Genomic DNA, 17208 nt, shown 5'->3' on the forward strand with positions numbered 1-17208 from the left:
CGGCATGAGCGTGAAAGTCAGTCGAGACCACGACAAGGCCTGGCGGGCGTACCGCTTCCCGCCACGCTGCCCGGACATCCTCGAGTCGGGCGGTGACGCGGCCAGCGTGCAGCGCGCCATGAGCGACGGTTTTCAGCAGGGTATCGAAAAGGGTTACCAGGAGGGCTTGCAGCAGGGCCACGATGCCGGTCACCAGCAGGGTCTGCAGCTCGGCCGCGAAGAGGGCTTGCGCCTGGGCCGCGAAGAAGGCCGCCGCCATGGTCAGACGGCCTTCGAAGAGGCCGCCCGGCCGCTGGATGCGCTGTACGCGCAGTTGCAGCAGCACGCCGCCGAGCAGGAACGCAAGCGCCGCCAGGAACTGCTGGAGCTGGTGGGCAAGGTCGCCCGCCAGGTGATTCGCTGCGAGCTGACCCTGCACCCGGACCAACTGCTGACGCTCGCCGAAGAGGCCCTGGCCGGCATGCCGGGCGAGCAGGGCGAGGTCAAGGTGCTGCTCAACCCCGATGAATACGCGCGCCTGCGTGATCTCGCCCCCGAGCGCGGGGCCACCTGGCGGCTGGTCGCCGACGAGCGCCTGGCGCTGGGCGAGTGCCGTGTGGTCACCGCCCAGGCCGAGGCGGACATCGGCTGCCAGCAGCGCCTGGACTCGTGCCTGGAAACCCTGGCCGAGCACCTCGAACTGACCGAGGACTGAGGCCATGGCGCAGCTGGGTGAATTCAAGCTCGATGAAGCCCTGCGCTCGCTCGACGGCGTGCGCTTGGCCAAGGTCAGCGGGCGCCTGGTCAAGGTATCCGGGCTGCTGCTGGAAAGCCTGGGGTGCCAGCGCACCACCGGCCAGCGCTGTCACATCGAACAGGGCGACGGCTGTCTGCTGGAAGCCCAGGTGGTGGGTTTCAACCGTGATATCACCTACCTGATGCCGTTCAAGAAACCCGTGGGCCTCGGCGCGGGTTCGCGGGTGTTTCCCGCCGCCGACGAGGCGTCGCTGCAGATCGACGAGTCATGGCTTGGCCGGGTGATCAACGGCTTGGGCGAACCCCTGGACGGCCTGGGCAAGCTGATCGGGCGCGATTCGCTGTCCCAGGAGTTGCCGACCGTCAACCCGCTGCGCAGACGCCCGGTGGAAGAGCCACTGGATGTCGGCGTACGCGCCATCAACGCCATGCTGACCCTCGGCAAGGGCCAGCGCGTCGGCCTGTTCGCCGGCAGCGGCGTGGGCAAGAGCGTGCTGCTGGGCATGATTACCCGCGAAACCAAGGCCGATGTGGTGGTGGTCGGGTTGATCGGCGAGCGCGGCCGTGAGGTACAGGAATTCATTCTGCATTCGCTGGGCGAGGAAGGGCTGCGCAAGGCCGTGGTGGTCGTAGCGCCAGCCAACGAATCGCCGCTGATGCGTCTGAAGGCGGCCGAGCTGTGCCACAGCATCGCCGCCTACTTTCGTGACCAGGGCAAGGACGTGCTTTTGCTCGTCGACTCGTTGACGCGCTACGCCATGGCCCAGCGGGAAATCGCCCTGGCCCTGGGCGAGCCGCCTGCCACCAAGGGCTACCCGCCGTCGGTGTTCGGCCTGTTGCCGGAGCTGGTCGAAAGCGCCGGCAACGGCGAGGCCGGCAGCGGCAGCCTGAGCGCCATCTACACTGTGCTGGCCGAGGGCGATGACCAGCAGGACCCCATCGCCGACTGCGCCCGGGCCATTCTCGACGGGCACATCGTGCTGTCGCGGCGCCTGGCAGACGTCGGCCATTATCCGGCTATCGACATCGCCGCCTCGGTGAGCCGTTGCATGTCCCAGGTGGTGCCGGTGGAGCTGCGCCGCGCGGCCCTGCAGCTCAAGGAGCTGTACGGCGCCTTCGAGAAGATTCGCGAACTGATTCCCCTCGGCGGATACACGCCGGGCATGGATGCCAGGACCGATCGAGCGGTGCAGATTGCGCCCGCCATCCAGCGCTTTCTGTGTCAGGAAGTGGGTGAGGGCGCCGACCTGGCGGACAGCCAGGGCCGCTTGCAGGCGCTGATCCGATGAAGCAGCAGGTCGAGGTGCTGCAGCGCCTGGCCGCGCTGCGCGGCAATCAGGTACGCCAGGTGCTGGGCCGCGTGGCTTACCAGCGCAACCTGTGCCAGCGCTATCGCAACAACATCAGTGGGCTCGACCGGCTGTGCGGCTTCGAGGTTCGCGTGGATACGCTGCTGCAGCGCAGCAATCAGCAACAGTACAAGCTGACCCTGCACAAGATGCTGCAGCTGCAACGCCGCGAGCTGGATGTGGCCGAGCAGGCGCTGCAGCGCATCCAGAGCGAACTGCTGGCGGCCATGCGCAGCGAAAAGGTGGTGGCCCAGGTGCTCGATGGCAAGCTGCAGCAATGGCAGGCGCAATTGACGCAGCAGGAACAGAAGATTCAGGACGGCCTGGCCACCCAGGCCTGGTGGCGCAACCAGGCGCCGTGACTGCCCGGTAAAAAAATTGCTTGCCGGCTTAAGTGGCCTTCATCGCCAGTCGCCTCTACTCGATAACAGCGGAAAACCTGGACCGATCACATGGAAATCAACCGCCACCTGAACCTCACGCCGACGCCCGTCAGCGAGCCGGCGGCTGCCAGCCGCGGTACCCGTGAGGCCACGTCCACGCCTGCTGCGCCAGGCGGCGCCGACGCGCGCCCGCTCGAGCAGCTGCAGGATGCGCTGCGTGCGCTGCCCGAGGTCGACCTGGACAAGGTCGAGAGCCTGCGCAAGGCCCTGCGCGAAGGCAGCCTGGACAGCAGCGCCGGTGCCCTGGCCAGCGGCATTCTGATCTACCACGGGATTCGCGAGGCGTGAGCCAGCGCGAACGCCTGCTCGAGGCCATGGAACAGGATCTGCACCAGGACCTGGACGACTACGTCTACCTGCGCGGCCTGATGCAGGAGTTGCGTCATGGCCTGATGCGCTGCGACACCGACGGCGTGCACCTGCTCAACGAGCGTATCCAGCTGCTGCTCGGCAGCGCGCAGGATCGTGCCCGGCGCCGCGTCAAGGTATTGAAGGCCGTCGGCCTGGCGTTCGACGAGGCCGGCATGCAGGCCTTCATCGCCCTTTATCCGACTGCGCGCGGGCGCGACATGCAGGCGCTGTGGACGCAGCTCGGGCAGATCGCCCAGCAGTGTCAGCGGCTCAACGAGGTCAATGGCCAGCTACTCGCCAGCCAGCACGAGATTCTCTGCCAGTTGCTCGAGCCCCAGCGTGGCGACGGCTTCTACTGCCCGCCCGCTTACTGATCCGCAAACCCTTCCAGCAGGCGGAAGGAAGCAGTGCTTCCGCCGGACGTCTCCGGCTGCCCAGGCGGAAGCATCGTTTCACCTCTCGGCTGGCTGAAACCCGCGTAATACGGGGTTTCTGGCCCTGGCACCGGAATTGCTAAATAGCTTTCAGTGGAGATTCGAACATGGCCATAGACTCAGCTTACGTACAGCAGATGGCGACGCAACTGGCGACCTACGAGGTCCAGGGAACGGAGCGCCGGGCGCAGCGCAACAAGACCAACTACAACGCCCAGTTGTCTTCGCTGACATCCCTGGATTCGGCGCTCAAGACCTTCAAGTCGGCGGTGTACGGGCTAAAGTCCAACAAGGCCAGCATGCTGATCAACAGCGGCACCTTCAGCAAGCCCGAGCAGGCCACGGCCACCCTGGACGGCAAGGCCGCTGCGGGCACCTATCAGTTTTTTGTCGAGCAGTTGGCCAGCAGCCATCAACTGGCCTTCGGTCAGCTGCGCGACGGTGACGTGGCGGCGGGCGGCTCACTGACCCTGGGGCAGGGTGACAAGTCGTTCACGGTCGACCTGAGCGCTGCGGACAAGAGCGGCGACGGCACCCTGTCGCTGGCCGAGCTTTCCGCGGCGATCAATTCCGCGAGCGATAACACCGGAGTTAAGAGCACCCTGGTACGCAGCAACGGCGAAGTGACGCTGGTGCTCAACAGCGAAAAGAGCGGTGAGGCCCAGGCGATTTCCGTGGCAGTCAGCGGCAACGCCGCCCTGGCCACTGCCGCCGACAACCGCCAGGAGCTTTCGGCTGCCCGCGATGCCCGGGTGCGCCTGGGCGGTGAAGGCGGGATGCTGCTGCAGAACGCCAGCAATACCTTCGAGAACCTCATGGAAGGCGTGAACATCACGTTCAACCAGGTGCATGCCAGCGGCGAGCAGCCGCTGACCTTCACCGTAGAGCGTGATGACGAGGCGACCCAGGCCAAGCTCAAGACCTTTATCGATGCCTACAACGCCCTGGCCGGGGTCATCGACGGCCTGACCGGCAGCGGCGGCGAGTCAGGGCAGCGCGGTGCACTGGCCGGTGATTCCACGGTACGTACCATCGACAACTCGCTGAGCCAACTGATCCGCACCAGTTTCGACGGCAAGAGCCTGATCGACTTTGGCGTCAGCGCCGACCGAGACGGCAAGTTGACCCTGGACGCCGCGCGCTTTCAGAAGGCGCTGGCTGCCGAGCCTGAGGCCTTCGAGAAGCTGTTCACCGGCAAGGACAGTCTGATCGACAGCCTCGACAAGACCGTGGCGCTTTACACCAACAGCGGCAATGGCCTGCTCAAGGCACGCAAGGACAATCTGGGCACCGCCATCAAGCGGGTCGAGAAACAGTTCGATGACATCGATCGCCAGTACGAGCAGTACTACAACCGCTACCTGAAGCAGTACACCAACCTCATGCAGATCCAGATCAGCATGGAGCAGACCGGCGGAATGTTCTGATGAGCTACTACTCCTTCGACGACAGTTACGACAGTTACCGCGCCGTTGACCTGCACGCCCGTGCGGCTTCGGCATCGCCCTACGAGCTGGTGCTGCAATTGTTCGACGGCTTGCTCGATGAGCTGGCACGCGCACGCGGGCATATTCAGGCGCGGCGTTTCCAGCAGAAGGGGCAGTCTCTGGAAAAATGTCTGCAGATCCTCAACGGCCTCAACGGCGCCCTCGATCATGACAATGGCGGCGACGTGGTGCAGGGCCTGGCACGGCTCTACGACTACTGCATCTACCGCATCTCCGACGTCAGCGTGACGCTGTCGCTCGAGGGGCTGGACGAAGTCACCGGGTTGCTCGGCGTGCTGCGCGAAGGCTGGGAGGGCGTGAATGCCAAGCGCGGCTGAAACCTGCGACCAGGTGCTGCGTCTGCGCGCGCTGTATGACGCCCTGGCCGATGTGCTGATGCGTGAAGACTGGCCGGCGGTGGCTGACGTCGACCGCGACATCGCCGCTTACCTGGGCGCTGCCGATAGCTGCCCCTGTGATGCCCGGCATGCCGAGGCGCGTCTGCGCCTGCAGGTGCTGCACGGCCAGGCCCGCCAGCGCTGTGCTGCGGAATGCGAGCGGCTGCGCAGCCGCTTGCGCGATTACCTGGAGCGCGCCGAAGGGCGCAGCGCCTATCAGCAGAGTCAACTGTGGGGAGAGGGTGTGTGATGAACCCGGTGCTTTCCGGCCTGCCGAGCGCGACAGCGTCCACACCCAGTGATGCGCCGCTGGCAGCCGCCGAGTTGTCGAGCGGTGATGCGCAAGCGATGGTGCAGCCCGGCAGCGCGAGCTTCGTGATCGATGCCGAACAGGTGCTTGCACCGTCGGTGCTCGACGCCTGGCCGCTGGCAGAGGATGCCATGCAGGCGCCAGAGCCCGAGGTGCCAGCTTCGCCGGATGCAGCCGCAGATCCCGGTAGCGAAGCCGAGCAGTGGCTCGCCAGCATGTTCGGTCAGCTGGAGGCCCAGTTGCAGGTCCGTGAAGTACCGCGCATTGGCGACGGCAATGCGCCCGTGCCGCCGATGGTCACTACGCCGCCTGGCGCGGCCTCGTTGCGAGGTGGCGTAAGCGTCGAGGACAAGGGCCTGCGTCAGGGGGACGTGCCTCAGCCCGATCCTCAGGCGGACGCACAAGCCGCGTTCAGACGCGCTGCGCCAGTGGACGAAATCAGCGTTGCAGCCTTGCAGCACAAAACCGAGCTCGCCCCTGTCGAGCCTGCTCGCGCCGCGCTGGCGCCGGTCGTGGTCGGGCTGGGCCCGGTGCCCGTCGCCGCTGCACCGGTTGCAGCGGCAACGGCCAGCGCATCGCCTGCCGAACGCACCTTGAGCCTGGCCCAGGTGCCGCAGGCGCAGTGGGGCGAGCGCATGATCGGTGCCCTGCGTGACAGCGTCGAACTGCAATTTCGCAACGGCCTGCAGCAGGCCACCATTCGCCTCGATCCCGCCGAGCTGGGGCGTGTGGAAATCCAGCTGAGCCATGAGGCCGGGCGCCTGCAGGTGCAGATCCAGGCCGGCCAGGCGGACGTGGTTCGCCTGCTGCAGCAGACCAGCGAGCGATTGCGCCAGGACCTGGTCGGGCAGACGTTCGTCGATGTCAGCGTACAGGTCGGCGGCGATGCCCAGCACGACCGCCGGGGCCGGCAGGCGCCGTCCGCCTGGGTAAACGAATCACCGAGCCAGGCCGCGCAACTGGACGAAGACCAGGGCGCAGAAGCCAGGGGCTCGCGCAGCGATGTGCTGATCACCGTATAGGTCAGCCAGTGCCTACCCATTTTTCCGCAATTTCGTGAACTGAGATTTATCGAACATGACGATGCCGCGCCTGATGCTGATCATTCTGGTCCTCAACCTGCTCATCACCCTGGGCGGCGTGGGCGCCAACTACTGGATGCTGCGCGCGGGCGTGCAAGCGGCCAGTGCGCCGGCTGGGGAGGCAGCCGAAGCGCCCACGGTGGCCGAAGTGGCGGCGTCCGAGTACCAGTTCTTCCCCATCGACAAGATCATCGTCAGTGTGCGCGGTACCGCGCGCGAGCATTACTTCGTGCTCGACCTGGCGCTGCAGGCTGGCAAGGAAACCGAAAAGGTGCAGCTCGAGAGCCTGGAGCCCATGGTGCGCAATTCGGTGGTGTCTCATCTTTCCGCGCTGTCGTTCGATGCCCTGCGCGAACTGCCCGTCAGCGACCTGCAGACGAAACTTGAAAACGTGCTGCGTGAAGACCTGGCGGCGCGCAATATCAGCGTGCCGTTCAGCAATCTGCTGGTCAGCAAGCTGATCGTGCAGTAGGCCGGCCCATGAGCGCTCAGCCTGCCCAGGACCACCACTACGCCGAGGCACCGGTCGCGTTCGTACCGCTGTCGGCAGCAGCCGAACAGCAGTGGCTGCTGCGCTACCTGCCGCTGGTCAAGCGGGTGGTACGCCAACTGGAGCTGCAGGCTAGCCAGGTGCTCGATCGTGAAGACATGGAACAGATCGGTTTGCTAGGCCTGCTCGACAGCCTGCGCCGCTATGGCGAGCCGGATGAGCAGTTCGCACGTTTCGCCAGCTTGCGCATCCGTGGCGCGATCCTCGATGAGCTGCGTCGCCTCGACTGGCGCCCACGTACCGTGCGGCAACAGTCGCATCGGGTGCGCGACGGCATTCGCGAGCTGACCCGCAAGCTGGGCCGCGAGCCCCAGGAGAGCGAGATCCTGGCCGCTACCGGCCTGGACGCCCAGGGCTATCAGGATCACCTGATGGCGCAAACCAGCGAAGCCATCGAGAGCCTCGACAGCCTGCTGCAGGACGGTCAGGAAAGCCTGGCCGGCAGCAGCCGCAGCGCCGAGGATCAGGTGCTGCGCGAGCGCCTGCTGACCCAGGCCCTGGCGCGCCTGGATGAGCGCGAGCGCCTGGTGCTGACCCTGTATTACCTGCACGAGCTGAGTCTCAAGGAAATCGCCCTGGTGCTCGAAGTGAGCGACGCCCGGGTCTGTCAACTGAGCAAGCAGGCGATCGCCAAGGCTTGCCGCTTTCTCACGGAGAACTGAAACGATGCAGAAGATCCTGGGCTCGCTGATCATCATCGGCTGCGTGCTGGGCGGCTACACCATGGCCCATGGTGACATCGCCATGCTCTGGCAACCGGCCGAGGTGGTCATCATTCTCGGCGCCGGCCTGGGCAGTCTGGTGGTGGCCAACCCCAAGGAAGTGCTGCTGGAAATGTGCAGCCAGATCAAGGGCGTGTTCGTCCTCAAGCGCCGCGGCGAGGAGTTTCAGCGGCAGTTGCTGATGCTGCTCTACGAACTGCTGGAAACGGTCGAGGAGGGTGGCCTGAAGGCGCTGGACGAGCATATCGAGGAGCCTGAGCAGAGCGAGCTGTTCACCCGCTACCCGCTGATTCTCGAAGAAAACAATCTGATGGCCTTCATCGCCGACAACTTCCGGCTGATGGCCATGGGCAAGATCAGCGCCCACGAGCTGGAAGGCTTTCTCGAGCAGGAACTCGAGGCCATGGAGCATGCGCTGCTGCAGCCGTCGCGCTCGCTGCAGAAGATTGGTGAAGCGATGCCAGGCTTCGGCATCCTGGCCGCAATCCTGGGCATCATCATCACCATGGGCAGCATCGGTGGTTCGGTGGCTGAAGTGGGTGCCCACGTGGCGGCGGCGCTGGTCGGTACCTTCCTGGGCATCTTCATGTGCTATTGCCTGATGGAGCCGCTGTCCCATGCCATGTCGCAGCGCATCAAGACCGAGCTGTCGGCGCTCGAGTGCGTACGTACCACACTGGTCGCCCACGTGGCCGGCAAGCCGACGCTGCTGGCGGTGGACGCCGGCCGCAAGTTGATCGAGCAGGACGTCAAGCCGGCGTTCAAGCAGCTGGAGATCTGGGTCAACCAGTTCGAGGATCAAAGGGACGCCGCATGAGCAAGCGTGGGGCCGCTCAGGGCCATGAGATCATCATCAAGCGGCGTTCGCGCAAGGGCCATGAAGAAGGCCACGGCGGCGCCTGGAAGGTGGCTTTCGCCGATTTCACCATGGCGATGATGGCGCTGTTCATGGTGCTGTGGATCGTCAACCCGCGTAATGAAATGACCAGCCCATCCCAGGGCGACATGCTCACCAACCCGCTGGTCGACGGGGGCGCCGGGGTCTTCGAGGGCACCAGCCGAACGCCGCTGGAGTTCGACGGCGTATCGGTACCTCGGCCGCAGCCCGAGCGACCTTCGGACGAGTACGCCAGTGGCCAGGGGCAGGCAGGCGAAGCTGGCGAGGCGCAGCCCGTGCGGCATTACGGCAGCGCCAGCGATATGCAGTCGCTGGCCACCCTGCTGGAACAGATCAAGCAGCAACTCGATGCCGAAGCCAACCTGGAGGTGGAAATCGTGCCTCAGGGGCTGCGCATCGTTCTCAAGGATGATGCGCAACGCTTCATGTTCGCCCGTGGCAGCGCCAAGATCGATCCGCATTTTCTGGCGTTGCTGGGTGGCTTGTCAGCAGTGCTGGCCGGTGCCGACAACAAGTTGATCATCAGCGGACATACCGACTCGACTGCTTTTCGCAGTATTACCGGCTACGACAACTGGAATCTCTCCGGTGACCGTGCGCTGCAGGCGCGCCGGGTGATGGTCGAGAAAGGCATTGCGGTGGCGCGCGTACTGCAGGTCACGGCCCATGCCGACGGTATGCCCATTCGGCCGGATCAGCCGGAGGACGGTGCCAATCGCCGGGTGGAAATCCTCCTGCTGACCGATCAGGCCGAGGCGCTGTATCGTCAGTTGTTCGACAGCACGGCGCTACGTGCCCGGGTTAGCGAGCAGGGGGCGCAATTGCTCGGCAACGGTGATGCGCAGCCTGACGCCAAGGCGCTGTGAGCCGCTAGTCGCGACAATAGACCTGGCTGGTTTCGGTGGCGTACAGGCAGTCGTTGATGGCGGTCAGGTTGATCACTGAGCCCTTGCGACGTGTAAACAGGTGGGTGAATAGGCTGTAGTCGTCGGCGCTGGCATCCAGCTCCGTGGCGTTGCCCTTTTCAACCACCAGTTGGTAGTGCCCCTTCTGGTGCTTTTCAACCCGGCCATTGAATTCCACGATCAGGCCTTGCTGGCGGCTGAGCCCATAGAAGCGCTGGTCGCTGAATTGCATCGCATGGGTGACCTGGGTGCTGCTGCCATCAGCGAGCAGCAGGGTGCCCTGGCTGCTGTAGCGGCCCTGCAGGCAGCTTTCCGCCGACCAGGGAGACAGGGTGACCAGGGCCAACGCCAGGGTGCCGGTGAATAACAGAATCTTTTTTCCACGCGTCATATCAGGCAGCTTCGCAGGTGTTGTTCCGGCACTGCACTGAGCCGTGATTGATGGATTTCCAGCCAGTGGGTTTGTCGGCTGTCCGGGTTGCGGCATAGCACCTGCACGAATTCTCCGATGCCGGTGACCGTGACCACGCGCGGCTGCTCGCTTAGCTCGGCCAGGCCACTGACCGCGGGCTGCGCCAGATGCTGCAGCTGGGCAAGCTGTCGCGGGTTCTGAGCGACGTAGAGAATGCTCAACTGGCCCAGCGTGGCATACAACTGCAAGTCGGTTTCCTTGTCGCTGGCCAGCTTGCTGCACAGCAGCAATGTGCCGGCGGCCATCAAGGCGGCCGGCCAGCGCAACTGAAATCCAGGGCGTTTTTTCGTGATCACTTGCGCAGTTGGCGCCGCTTGCAGCGCTGGTGCCGCAGTGGCTGCAGGCTGCAGGGTTTCCAGCACGGTGCTGGGGTTGAGCAGGTACCCCCGGCGCGGAAGGGTTTGGATGATGTCGCGTTTCTGTTCATCACCCAGCAGTTGGCGCAGGGTGTAGATCTGCTGGTTCAGGCTGCCCTGTCCGACTACACGATCCGCCCAGGCGTATTGAAGCAAATCCTCCCTGGCGATCACTTCGCCAGGCGTCTGCAGCAGGCGCTCCAGCAAGCGACTACCCGAATAGCCGAGTTCCACACGCTTTTGTTGCTCGCCATTGAGCAATATCAGCAGGTAGCGCGCCGGCTGAAACAACGCTTCGCCACCCGCGCCACCGATCTGCAATCGGAAGCAGGGGCCGTCCAGGTCGATTTCAAGGGAAGAGGAAAGCGTCATAGGCGAACGTGAACTTTTTCCATTTCAGGAGGTATAGCATCCATTTGTGGCGGCATATTGGCGTTGTAAAACCGTCACTGCAACTTTTTTAGCATGACTGCTGTGACATTTTGTCGAGTATGGGGGGCTGAAAATTGCCGACCCGATCACTTCAGCGGTGTGCACGACCGGTTTTGTCACGCAAACGAAAACGCCCCCGCACGAGGGCGGGGGCGTCGAAGGGCTTGTCGCTGCGGCTGGATCAGCCCAGCAGGGACATGACCATGCTCGGCATCTGGCCGGATTGGCGCAGCATCGAAATACCGGACTGCATCAGCATGCTGTTCTTGGTCATGCTGGCGCTTTCGGAAGCGAAGTCGGCGTCCATGATGCGGCCGCGGGCAACATCGGTGTTGTCCTTCATGTTGGCCAGGTTGTTGGACGTGTGGTTCAGCCGGTTGATGTTGGCACCGAAGTCGGCACGCAGAGCGCCGATATCGTCCAGGCCATCTGCCAGGGCAGTGATGGCCGCGCCAGCGTTGGCTGCGTCGTCCAAGGTCAGGGCTTTGATATCGGTGATCAGGGTTGCCATGCCGTCGACCTTGGTCGAGGCGTCAAAGGCCAATGTCTCGTCAGCAGTGGCGCCAATCTGGAAGTTGACCGGACCTGCCTGCAGTTTGCCGCCGGTGTCGAACAGTTTTTCGCCAGCGTAGGTGGTGTTCTGGAAGATGTTCTCGATCTCCAGGGCCAGTGCGTCGAACTCGCCCTGCAGTGCGGTACGGTCGTCTGCGCTGTTGGTATCACTCGCCGCTTGAGTGGCCAGGTCTTTCAGACGCTGGGTGATGTCGGTGATTTCGGTGAAGGCGCCTTCAGCGGTTTGCAGCAGGGAGATGGCATCGCCGGTGTTGCGCGAGGCAACGTCCATGCCGCGGGACTGGGCATTCAGGCGGGTGGCGATCTGCAGGCCAGCGGCGTCGTCGGCGGCGCTGTTGACGCGGTAGCCGGTACCCAGGCGCTGTTGCGCGGTGGACAGGTTGCCGTTGGTCTTGTTCAGGTTCGACTGGGTGACCAGGGATGCGTAGTTGGTGTGGATCGACAGAGCCATTTCGAATCGTCCTTCTGACGGTTGGTTGGGAGCTGGCTTTGCGCCTGCTAACCGGTGAAGGCGACAGCTGCTGTCAGGGACTTAAATGTTTTCTGCAAAAAAATGGCGCCAGATATCGAACACTGCTTTTGCGGCTCACTGGCGCTGCGTCGTCACCACGCCCTTGGCCTTGACCCTGGCGCGGATCACCGTGTCGCTAGCCTGATTGCGCACGCGGATCAGCTGACCCATCTGTCCGTCTTCGAGGGCGGTGCCCGCGGTGCTGGCCTGGATATCGCCCTGGCGCGCGATCATGGTCACGGTCTGCCCGCGCGTGACCAGCAAGGCCGGGGCAACCAGATTGGGGGTCAGCACCTGGCCCGCCCTGATGCGCCGCTTGGCGATCTGCCCAGCGACCTCATCGGCATCCTGATAGTAACCGCGCGGCAGCCTGGCGACGTCCTGTTCCTGCAGCTGAAACGGCTCGGCCGCCAGTGGCGCGCCGCGATCCGTCACGGCGGTGGCGACCAGCACCGGCAGCAGTACGCTGGGCGTCACCAGGCTGACCTGTTGCCAGCCGCCATCGCCCGGGCAGGCCACCTGCAGACGCTGGCGTTCGAGCAGGCCCCGGCCTTCGTCGAGGCGCTCGAGCTGCAGTGCCGAGGCGCAGCTGGGCAGCGTAAGGCTGGTGCCCAGCACAGTGCGCTTGTAGGTGATCTGCGGGTTCTGCCAGCCCTGCTGCTCGGCATATTCATCGAGCTGGCTGGCGAGGTAGGCGCGAATACGTGCGTCGATCTGCTGCCCGGAATCGGCAAACGCCCCATTCGAATAGCTCAGCGCGACCGCCAGCAGCGCGGCGGCAACCGCCGTCGTGGCGGAAGCGAGGTTTCCGCCTGCGGCCAGGGCTTCCTGTAAAAGCGGAAGCGTGGCTGTTGTCCGAGTGTCTGGCTTTTCTGAAAAATCCATTTAAATCAGTAGCTTGCTTAAATTTATCGAGTGGGCACGATTTCTGCTCTCGTACCCGCAACAGCGATGGATGTGGGGGGAGCGTGCGATGAGTATACGGATCGAGGAAAGCCTGGGGGTACATGTGCGTGCCCTCGAGCTGCGCATGCAGCGCAGCGAAATCCTCTCGGCCAACCTGGCCAACGAGGATACGCCAGGGTTCCAGGCCCGTGACATCGATTTCGCCAGCGAGATGAGGCAGCTCGAAGGTTCGGCCTTTTCGGCGCTGGGCCGCAGTACCGATGCCGGCTTGCAGTACCGCTTGCCCATGCAGCCTTCGCTGGACGGCAACACGGTCGAGCTGGCGGTGGAGCAGGCTGAGTTCTCGCGCAATGCCATGGATTTCCAGACCAGCCTGACGTTCCTGAGCATGAAGTTCCAGGGCCTCAAGCAAGCCATCGAGGGCCGCTGAGCATGTCGTTCGATTCTCTCTACCGCATTGCCGGCACCGCCATGAACGCACAGACCGTGCGCCTCAATACCGTGGCCAGCAACCTGGCCAATGCCGAGTCGGCCGCAGCCGACCCAGCTGACGTGTACCAGGCGCGCAAGCCGGTATTCGCCGCCATTTACGAGAACGGCCAGCTGACCCGCAGTGCCGGCATGGGCGGCGCCCATGTACAGGTGCTCGATGTGGTGCCGTCTGGTCGTGAGCCGGTACGCCGTTACGAGCCAGGCAATCCGCTGGCCAACGGTCAGGGCTACGTTTACTACGCCAACATCAACCAGATCGAGGAAATGACCGACATGATGTCCGCTACCCGCAGCTTCGAAACGGGCGTGGAGGTGCTCAACCGGGTCAAGAGCATGCAGCAGGGCCTGCTGCGGTTGGGTGAAAACTGATGGCCGTGGTCACCGGCACGAGCCTGTCGGCTAACGGCTCCGATTCCTCCGATCAGATCAAGGGCGCGGTTAACCTCAGCGACGCGGCGAAGATGGAAAACACCTTCATCTCGCTGATGGTGGCGCAGATCCAGAACCAGGATCCCACCAGCCCGGTGGATAACACCGAGTTCCTCAACCAGTTTTCGGCCATGTCCCAGGTCAAGAGCCTGGAAAACATGGCGGCCATGAGCCAGAGCAACCTGGTGCTGCTGGACAACCTGCAGACCCTGACCGCCGCCGGGCTGGTCAATCAGGAAGTGAAGGTGGCGGTCGAGTCGCTGAGCCTCGACGGCGAACCCGTGAAGGGCTCGTTCAACCTCGAACACGCCTCGGCCAAGACCCAGCTGGAACTCACCGACAGCAATGGCGTGGTCACCCGTGTGGAGCTGGGCAGCCAGGCGCCGGGCGATGTGCCGTTCACCATCGACCCGGCGGCGCTCGGTCTGCGCCCCGGTTCTTTCAAGGTGGCGGTGGTCACTGCCAGTGGCGAGGTGCCCACCGTCGAGGTCGCCGGTGTGGTCACGCGGGTACGGGTCGGTGACAGCGGCCCGATGCTGGATATCGACGGCGTCGGATCGGTGCCGTTCTACACCCTGACCGAGTTCGGCCAGTCCCGCACCGCGGGCCTGTTCTGATCCGTCTTTCACGCAGAGGTATTCCATGAGTTTCAACATCGCCCTGAGTGGCCTGAACGCGGTCAACGAGCAGCTCAACACCATCAGTCACAACATTTCCAACGTCGGCACCACAGGCTTCAAGTCGTCGCGCACCGAGTTCGGCAGCGTCTACGCGGAGAGCCAGATGATGGGCGTGGAGGTCCTGGCCACCACCCAGAGCATCAGCCAGCGTGGCGCCCTGGTCGGCACCGGTTCGAGCCTCGATCTGGCTATCGCCGGCGACGGTTTCTTCACCGTGCGCAGCGCCAGTGGCGAGGTGCAGTACACACGAGCCGGGGTATTCGGGCCGGACAAGGACAACTTCGTCACCACCCCCAGTGGTGCACGCGTGCAGGGCTATGGCGTCGACGCCGCCGGCAATCTGCAGGTCGGTGCAGTCGGCGACCTCCAGCTGAGCAGCGCCAACCTGCCGGCCAGGGCCAGCGACAGCCTGGACTTCGTCACCAACCTCAATGCCAACGATGCCGTGCCGACGGTCGCCGTCTTCGACCCGGCCGACAGCAACAGCTTCAATTCCACCTACACCTCCCGGGTGTACGACTCCCTGGGACGTGAACACACCTTCACCCAGTACTTCGTCAAGACCGCCGAGAACGCCTGGCAGAGTCATTACTACCTGGACGGTACGGCCGTCGGCACGCCGACCACCCTGAATTTTTCGACCGCAGGCGCGCTGACCGCGCCTACCGCGCCGACCACCCTGACGGCCAACGTGCCGGGCGCCGACGCGATCAGCATCGCTCTCGATTACACCGGCACCAGCCAGTTCGGCTCGCCGTTCGTGGTCACCACCAACGTCGCCAACGGTTATACGGCGGGCGAGCAGATCGGCATGGCGGTCGAGAAGAACGGCATGATCTACGCCAACTACAGCAACGGCCAGCGCATGCTGCAGGGCCAGGTGGTACTGGCCAATTTCGCCAACGCCCAGGGCCTGCGCAACGAAACCGGTACGGCCTGGAGCGAGACCGCCGATTCCGGCCAGGCGCTGCTCGGGGTTCCCGGTGTCGGCTCGTTTGGCGCTCTGGCGGCCAGCACGCTGGAGGGCTCCAACGTCGACCTGACCCAGCAGCTGGTCAACCTGATGGAAGGCCAGCGCAACTACCAGGCCAACAGCAAGGTACTGACCACCAACAAGGAACTCACCCAGGTGTTGTTCAACGCAATCTGAGGCTGACCCATGGATCGTTTGGGATACACCGCGATGACCGCGGCCAGCCGCACGATGACCTCGCTGCAAGTCCGTGCCAACAACCTCGCCAACGTCAATACCAGCGGCTTTCGCGCCGACCTGGAACAGGCCGAGGCCTCCAGCGTGGATGGCTACGGCTATGCCAGCCGGCACCTGGCGAGGGTGCGCGACAACGGCGTGGACCTGAGCCAGGGCCAGATGATGGCAACCGGCCGCGAGCTGGATTTCGCCATCCAGGGCCCCGGCCTGATCGCCGTGCAGGATGGCGAAGGGCGCGAACTCTACACGCGCAACGGCAATCTGGTGGTCGACGCCGAGATGCGCCTGACCCTGCATGGCCGACCGGTGGTGGGCGAGGGCGGGCCGATCGTGCTGCCCGAATACGACAGCCTCAACATCGGTCGTGACGGCATCGTCTCGGTGGTGCCGCGCGGCGACTTCGTCACCGCCGAAGTGGGGCGCATCAAGCTGGTCAACGAACCCGCCGACGCGCTGCGCAAGGACGAGAGCGGCCTGCTGATCCGCGCCGATGGCGTACAGGCAGAGGCGGACGAAGGCGTGCGCCTGGTGTCCGGCTTTCTGGAGTCGAGCAACGTGTCGTCCATCGAGCAACTGGTGGCGAGCATGAGTCTGGGGCGTCTGTTCGAGACCCAGGTGAAGATGATGAAGGCTGCCGAAAATCTGTCCGAGGCGGGCAACCGGCTGATTCGTGGCCAGGGTTAACAGGAGCGTGAAATGAGTTCTGCATTGTGGGTGAGCAAGACCGGCCTTACGGCCCAGGACACTGCCTTGTCGGCGGTGGCCAACAACCTGGCCAACGTCAACACCGTCGGCTTCAAGGCCGATCGAGTGGTCTTCGAGGATCTGTTCTATTCCATCGATCTGCAACCCGGTGCGCAGGCCGATCAGGTCAATACCGTGCCGTCCGGCATCCAGCTCGGTAGCGGCGTGCGGGTGGTCGGCACCCAGAAGGTATTCACCGAAGGCAGCATGCAGACCACCAACCAGCCAATGGATCTGGCCATCGTCGGCGCCGGCTTCTTCCAGGTCGAAGCGCCTAACGGCGACATTTATTACACCGAGAACGGCCAGTTCCAGCTCAACGCCGAAGGGGTGATGGTCAATGCTCAGGGCTTGCCGTTGACGCCGAACATTGAAGTACCGGCTGGCGCCAGCCGCTTCACGGTGGGCAGCGACGGCATCGTCACGGCGGTGCTGGCTGGTGATTCGCTGCCGTCCGAGCTGGGCCAGCTCAACCTGGTCAACTTCGCCAACCCGGCGGGCCTGGAAGCCCTGGGCGGCAACCTGTACCGCGAGACCGTGTCCAGTGGCGAGCCCCAGGAGGGCGTACCGGGCGAGGAAGGTCTGGGTGGCCTCAAGCAGGGCGTGCTGGAGGGCTCCAACGTGCAGGTGGTCGAGGCGATGGTCAACATGATCGCCATCCAGCGTGCCTACGAGGCCAACGCCAAGGTGCTGGATGCCGCGTCCGGCATGCAGCAGTTCCTCAACCAGACCGTCTGAC

The 17208-nt window shown here is 64.3% G+C and carries 23 protein-coding genes; 19 read left to right on the forward strand and 4 right to left on the reverse strand.

Annotated features, from left to right (window positions below):
• The first annotated feature begins 4 nt into the window (after window positions 1-4).
• The 13 genes from fliH (at window position 5) to FB481_RS04470 (ending at window position 9625) form a co-directional block, all read left to right on the forward strand.
• Window positions 5-694 carry a flagellar assembly protein FliH gene (fliH, locus tag FB481_RS04410; protein ID WP_147175198.1) on the forward strand — a complete coding sequence of 230 codons (690 nt, stop codon included), beginning with the start codon at window positions 5-7 and terminating at the stop codon, window positions 692-694.
• 4 nt (window positions 695-698) lie between these two features.
• Window positions 699-2024, forward strand: a complete 1326-nt coding sequence (fliI, locus tag FB481_RS04415) for a flagellar protein export ATPase FliI (protein WP_093502004.1) — start codon at window positions 699-701, stop codon at window positions 2022-2024.
• Window positions 2021-2446: a flagellar export protein FliJ gene (locus FB481_RS04420; RefSeq protein ID WP_093502002.1), complete on the forward strand. Its 426-nt coding sequence runs from the start codon at window positions 2021-2023 to the stop codon at window positions 2444-2446. Before fliI ends, FB481_RS04420 begins: the two co-directional genes overlap by 4 nt.
• 90 nt (window positions 2447-2536) lie before the next feature.
• Window positions 2537-2815 carry a flagellar biosynthesis anti-sigma factor FlgM gene (gene flgM / locus FB481_RS04425; protein ID WP_147175199.1) on the forward strand — a complete coding sequence of 93 codons (279 nt, stop codon included), beginning with the start codon at window positions 2537-2539 and terminating at the stop codon, window positions 2813-2815.
• A complete protein-coding gene (flgN, locus tag FB481_RS04430) occupies window positions 2812-3252 on the forward strand; it encodes a flagellar protein FlgN (protein ID WP_244154125.1) in 441 nt (146 codons plus the stop codon). Before flgM ends, flgN begins: the two co-directional genes overlap by 4 nt.
• Window positions 3253-3419: 167 nt before the next feature.
• Window positions 3420-4739, forward strand: a complete 1320-nt coding sequence (fliD, locus tag FB481_RS04435) for a flagellar filament capping protein FliD (RefSeq protein ID WP_093501998.1) — start codon at window positions 3420-3422, stop codon at window positions 4737-4739.
• Complete coding sequence (gene fliS / locus FB481_RS04440; RefSeq protein WP_093501996.1) at window positions 4739-5137, forward strand: flagellar export chaperone FliS; 399 nt, start codon at window positions 4739-4741, stop codon at window positions 5135-5137. The genes fliD and fliS overlap by 1 nt, the downstream gene beginning before the upstream one ends.
• Window positions 5121-5447, forward strand: a complete 327-nt coding sequence (locus FB481_RS04445; RefSeq protein ID WP_093501994.1) for a hypothetical protein — start codon at window positions 5121-5123, stop codon at window positions 5445-5447. Before fliS ends, FB481_RS04445 begins: the two co-directional genes overlap by 17 nt.
• Window positions 5447-6529 (forward strand): flagellar hook-length control protein FliK, encoded by a 1083-nt coding sequence (locus tag FB481_RS04450; RefSeq protein ID WP_178109833.1) that lies wholly within the window; start codon window positions 5447-5449, stop codon window positions 6527-6529. The genes FB481_RS04445 and FB481_RS04450 overlap by 1 nt, the downstream gene beginning before the upstream one ends.
• Window positions 6530-6590: 61 nt before the next feature.
• Window positions 6591-7061 (forward strand): flagellar basal body-associated FliL family protein, encoded by a 471-nt coding sequence (locus tag FB481_RS04455; RefSeq protein WP_306109831.1) that lies wholly within the window; start codon window positions 6591-6593, stop codon window positions 7059-7061.
• Window positions 7062-7069: 8 nt separating this feature from the next.
• Window positions 7070-7801, forward strand: a complete 732-nt coding sequence (locus FB481_RS04460) for a FliA/WhiG family RNA polymerase sigma factor (protein ID WP_093501988.1) — start codon at window positions 7070-7072, stop codon at window positions 7799-7801.
• Window positions 7802-7805: 4 nt separating this feature from the next.
• The gene (gene motA / locus FB481_RS04465; protein ID WP_093501986.1) at window positions 7806-8678 is read left to right on the forward strand and encodes a flagellar motor stator protein MotA; all 873 of its coding nucleotides are present in this window, start codon (window positions 7806-7808) and stop codon (window positions 8676-8678) included.
• A complete protein-coding gene (locus FB481_RS04470; protein WP_093501984.1) occupies window positions 8675-9625 on the forward strand; it encodes a flagellar motor protein MotB in 951 nt (316 codons plus the stop codon). Before motA ends, FB481_RS04470 begins: the two co-directional genes overlap by 4 nt.
• A gap of 4 nt (window positions 9626-9629) precedes the next feature.
• Here FB481_RS04470 and FB481_RS04475 read toward each other — a convergent pair whose 3' ends face one another.
• The 4 genes from FB481_RS04475 to flgA form a co-directional block, all read right to left on the reverse strand.
• Window positions 9630-10055 (reverse strand): hypothetical protein, encoded by a 426-nt coding sequence (locus tag FB481_RS04475; RefSeq protein WP_093501982.1) that lies wholly within the window; start codon window positions 10053-10055, stop codon window positions 9630-9632.
• Complete coding sequence (locus tag FB481_RS04480; protein ID WP_093501980.1) at window positions 10052-10864, reverse strand: winged helix-turn-helix domain-containing protein; 813 nt, start codon at window positions 10862-10864, stop codon at window positions 10052-10054. Before FB481_RS04480 ends, FB481_RS04475 begins: the two co-directional genes overlap by 4 nt.
• A gap of 241 nt (window positions 10865-11105) precedes the next feature.
• On the reverse strand, window positions 11106-11948 hold the full coding sequence (lafA, locus tag FB481_RS04485; RefSeq protein WP_093501977.1) for a lateral flagellin LafA: 843 nt from the start codon (window positions 11946-11948) through the stop codon (window positions 11106-11108).
• 135 nt (window positions 11949-12083) lie between these two features.
• Entirely contained in the window at window positions 12084-12893 is an 810-nt protein-coding gene (gene flgA, locus FB481_RS04490) for a flagellar basal body P-ring formation chaperone FlgA (RefSeq protein WP_147175201.1), read from the reverse strand.
• Window positions 12894-12981: 88 nt separating this feature from the next.
• On the opposite strand from flgA, the gene flgB reads away from it, so the two are divergent.
• Genes flgB through flgG form a run of 6 tightly spaced genes read left to right on the forward strand, consistent with a single transcriptional unit; the run spans window position 12982 to window position 17207 of the window.
• A complete protein-coding gene (gene flgB, locus FB481_RS04495) occupies window positions 12982-13344 on the forward strand; it encodes a flagellar basal body rod protein FlgB (RefSeq protein ID WP_093501972.1) in 363 nt (120 codons plus the stop codon).
• Between the two features lie 2 nt (window positions 13345-13346).
• The gene (flgC, locus tag FB481_RS04500; RefSeq protein WP_093501970.1) at window positions 13347-13775 is read left to right on the forward strand and encodes a flagellar basal body rod protein FlgC; all 429 of its coding nucleotides are present in this window, start codon (window positions 13347-13349) and stop codon (window positions 13773-13775) included.
• A complete protein-coding gene (locus FB481_RS04505) occupies window positions 13775-14452 on the forward strand; it encodes a flagellar hook capping FlgD N-terminal domain-containing protein (RefSeq protein WP_147175202.1) in 678 nt (225 codons plus the stop codon). Before flgC ends, FB481_RS04505 begins: the two co-directional genes overlap by 1 nt.
• A gap of 25 nt (window positions 14453-14477) precedes the next feature.
• Entirely contained in the window at window positions 14478-15665 is a 1188-nt protein-coding gene (flgE, locus tag FB481_RS04510) for a flagellar hook protein FlgE (protein WP_093501966.1), read from the forward strand.
• A 9-nt stretch (window positions 15666-15674) separates the two neighbouring features.
• Window positions 15675-16409 (forward strand): flagellar basal body rod protein FlgF, encoded by a 735-nt coding sequence (locus tag FB481_RS04515; protein WP_013792108.1) that lies wholly within the window; start codon window positions 15675-15677, stop codon window positions 16407-16409.
• A gap of 12 nt (window positions 16410-16421) precedes the next feature.
• Entirely contained in the window at window positions 16422-17207 is a 786-nt protein-coding gene (flgG, locus tag FB481_RS04520; protein ID WP_147175203.1) for a flagellar basal-body rod protein FlgG, read from the forward strand.
• Window position 17208: the final 1 nt, after the last annotated feature.

The organism is Pseudomonas sp. AG1028 (assembly GCF_007993955.1).
GTDB lineage: Bacteria > Pseudomonadota > Gammaproteobacteria > Pseudomonadales > Pseudomonadaceae > Aquipseudomonas > Aquipseudomonas straminea.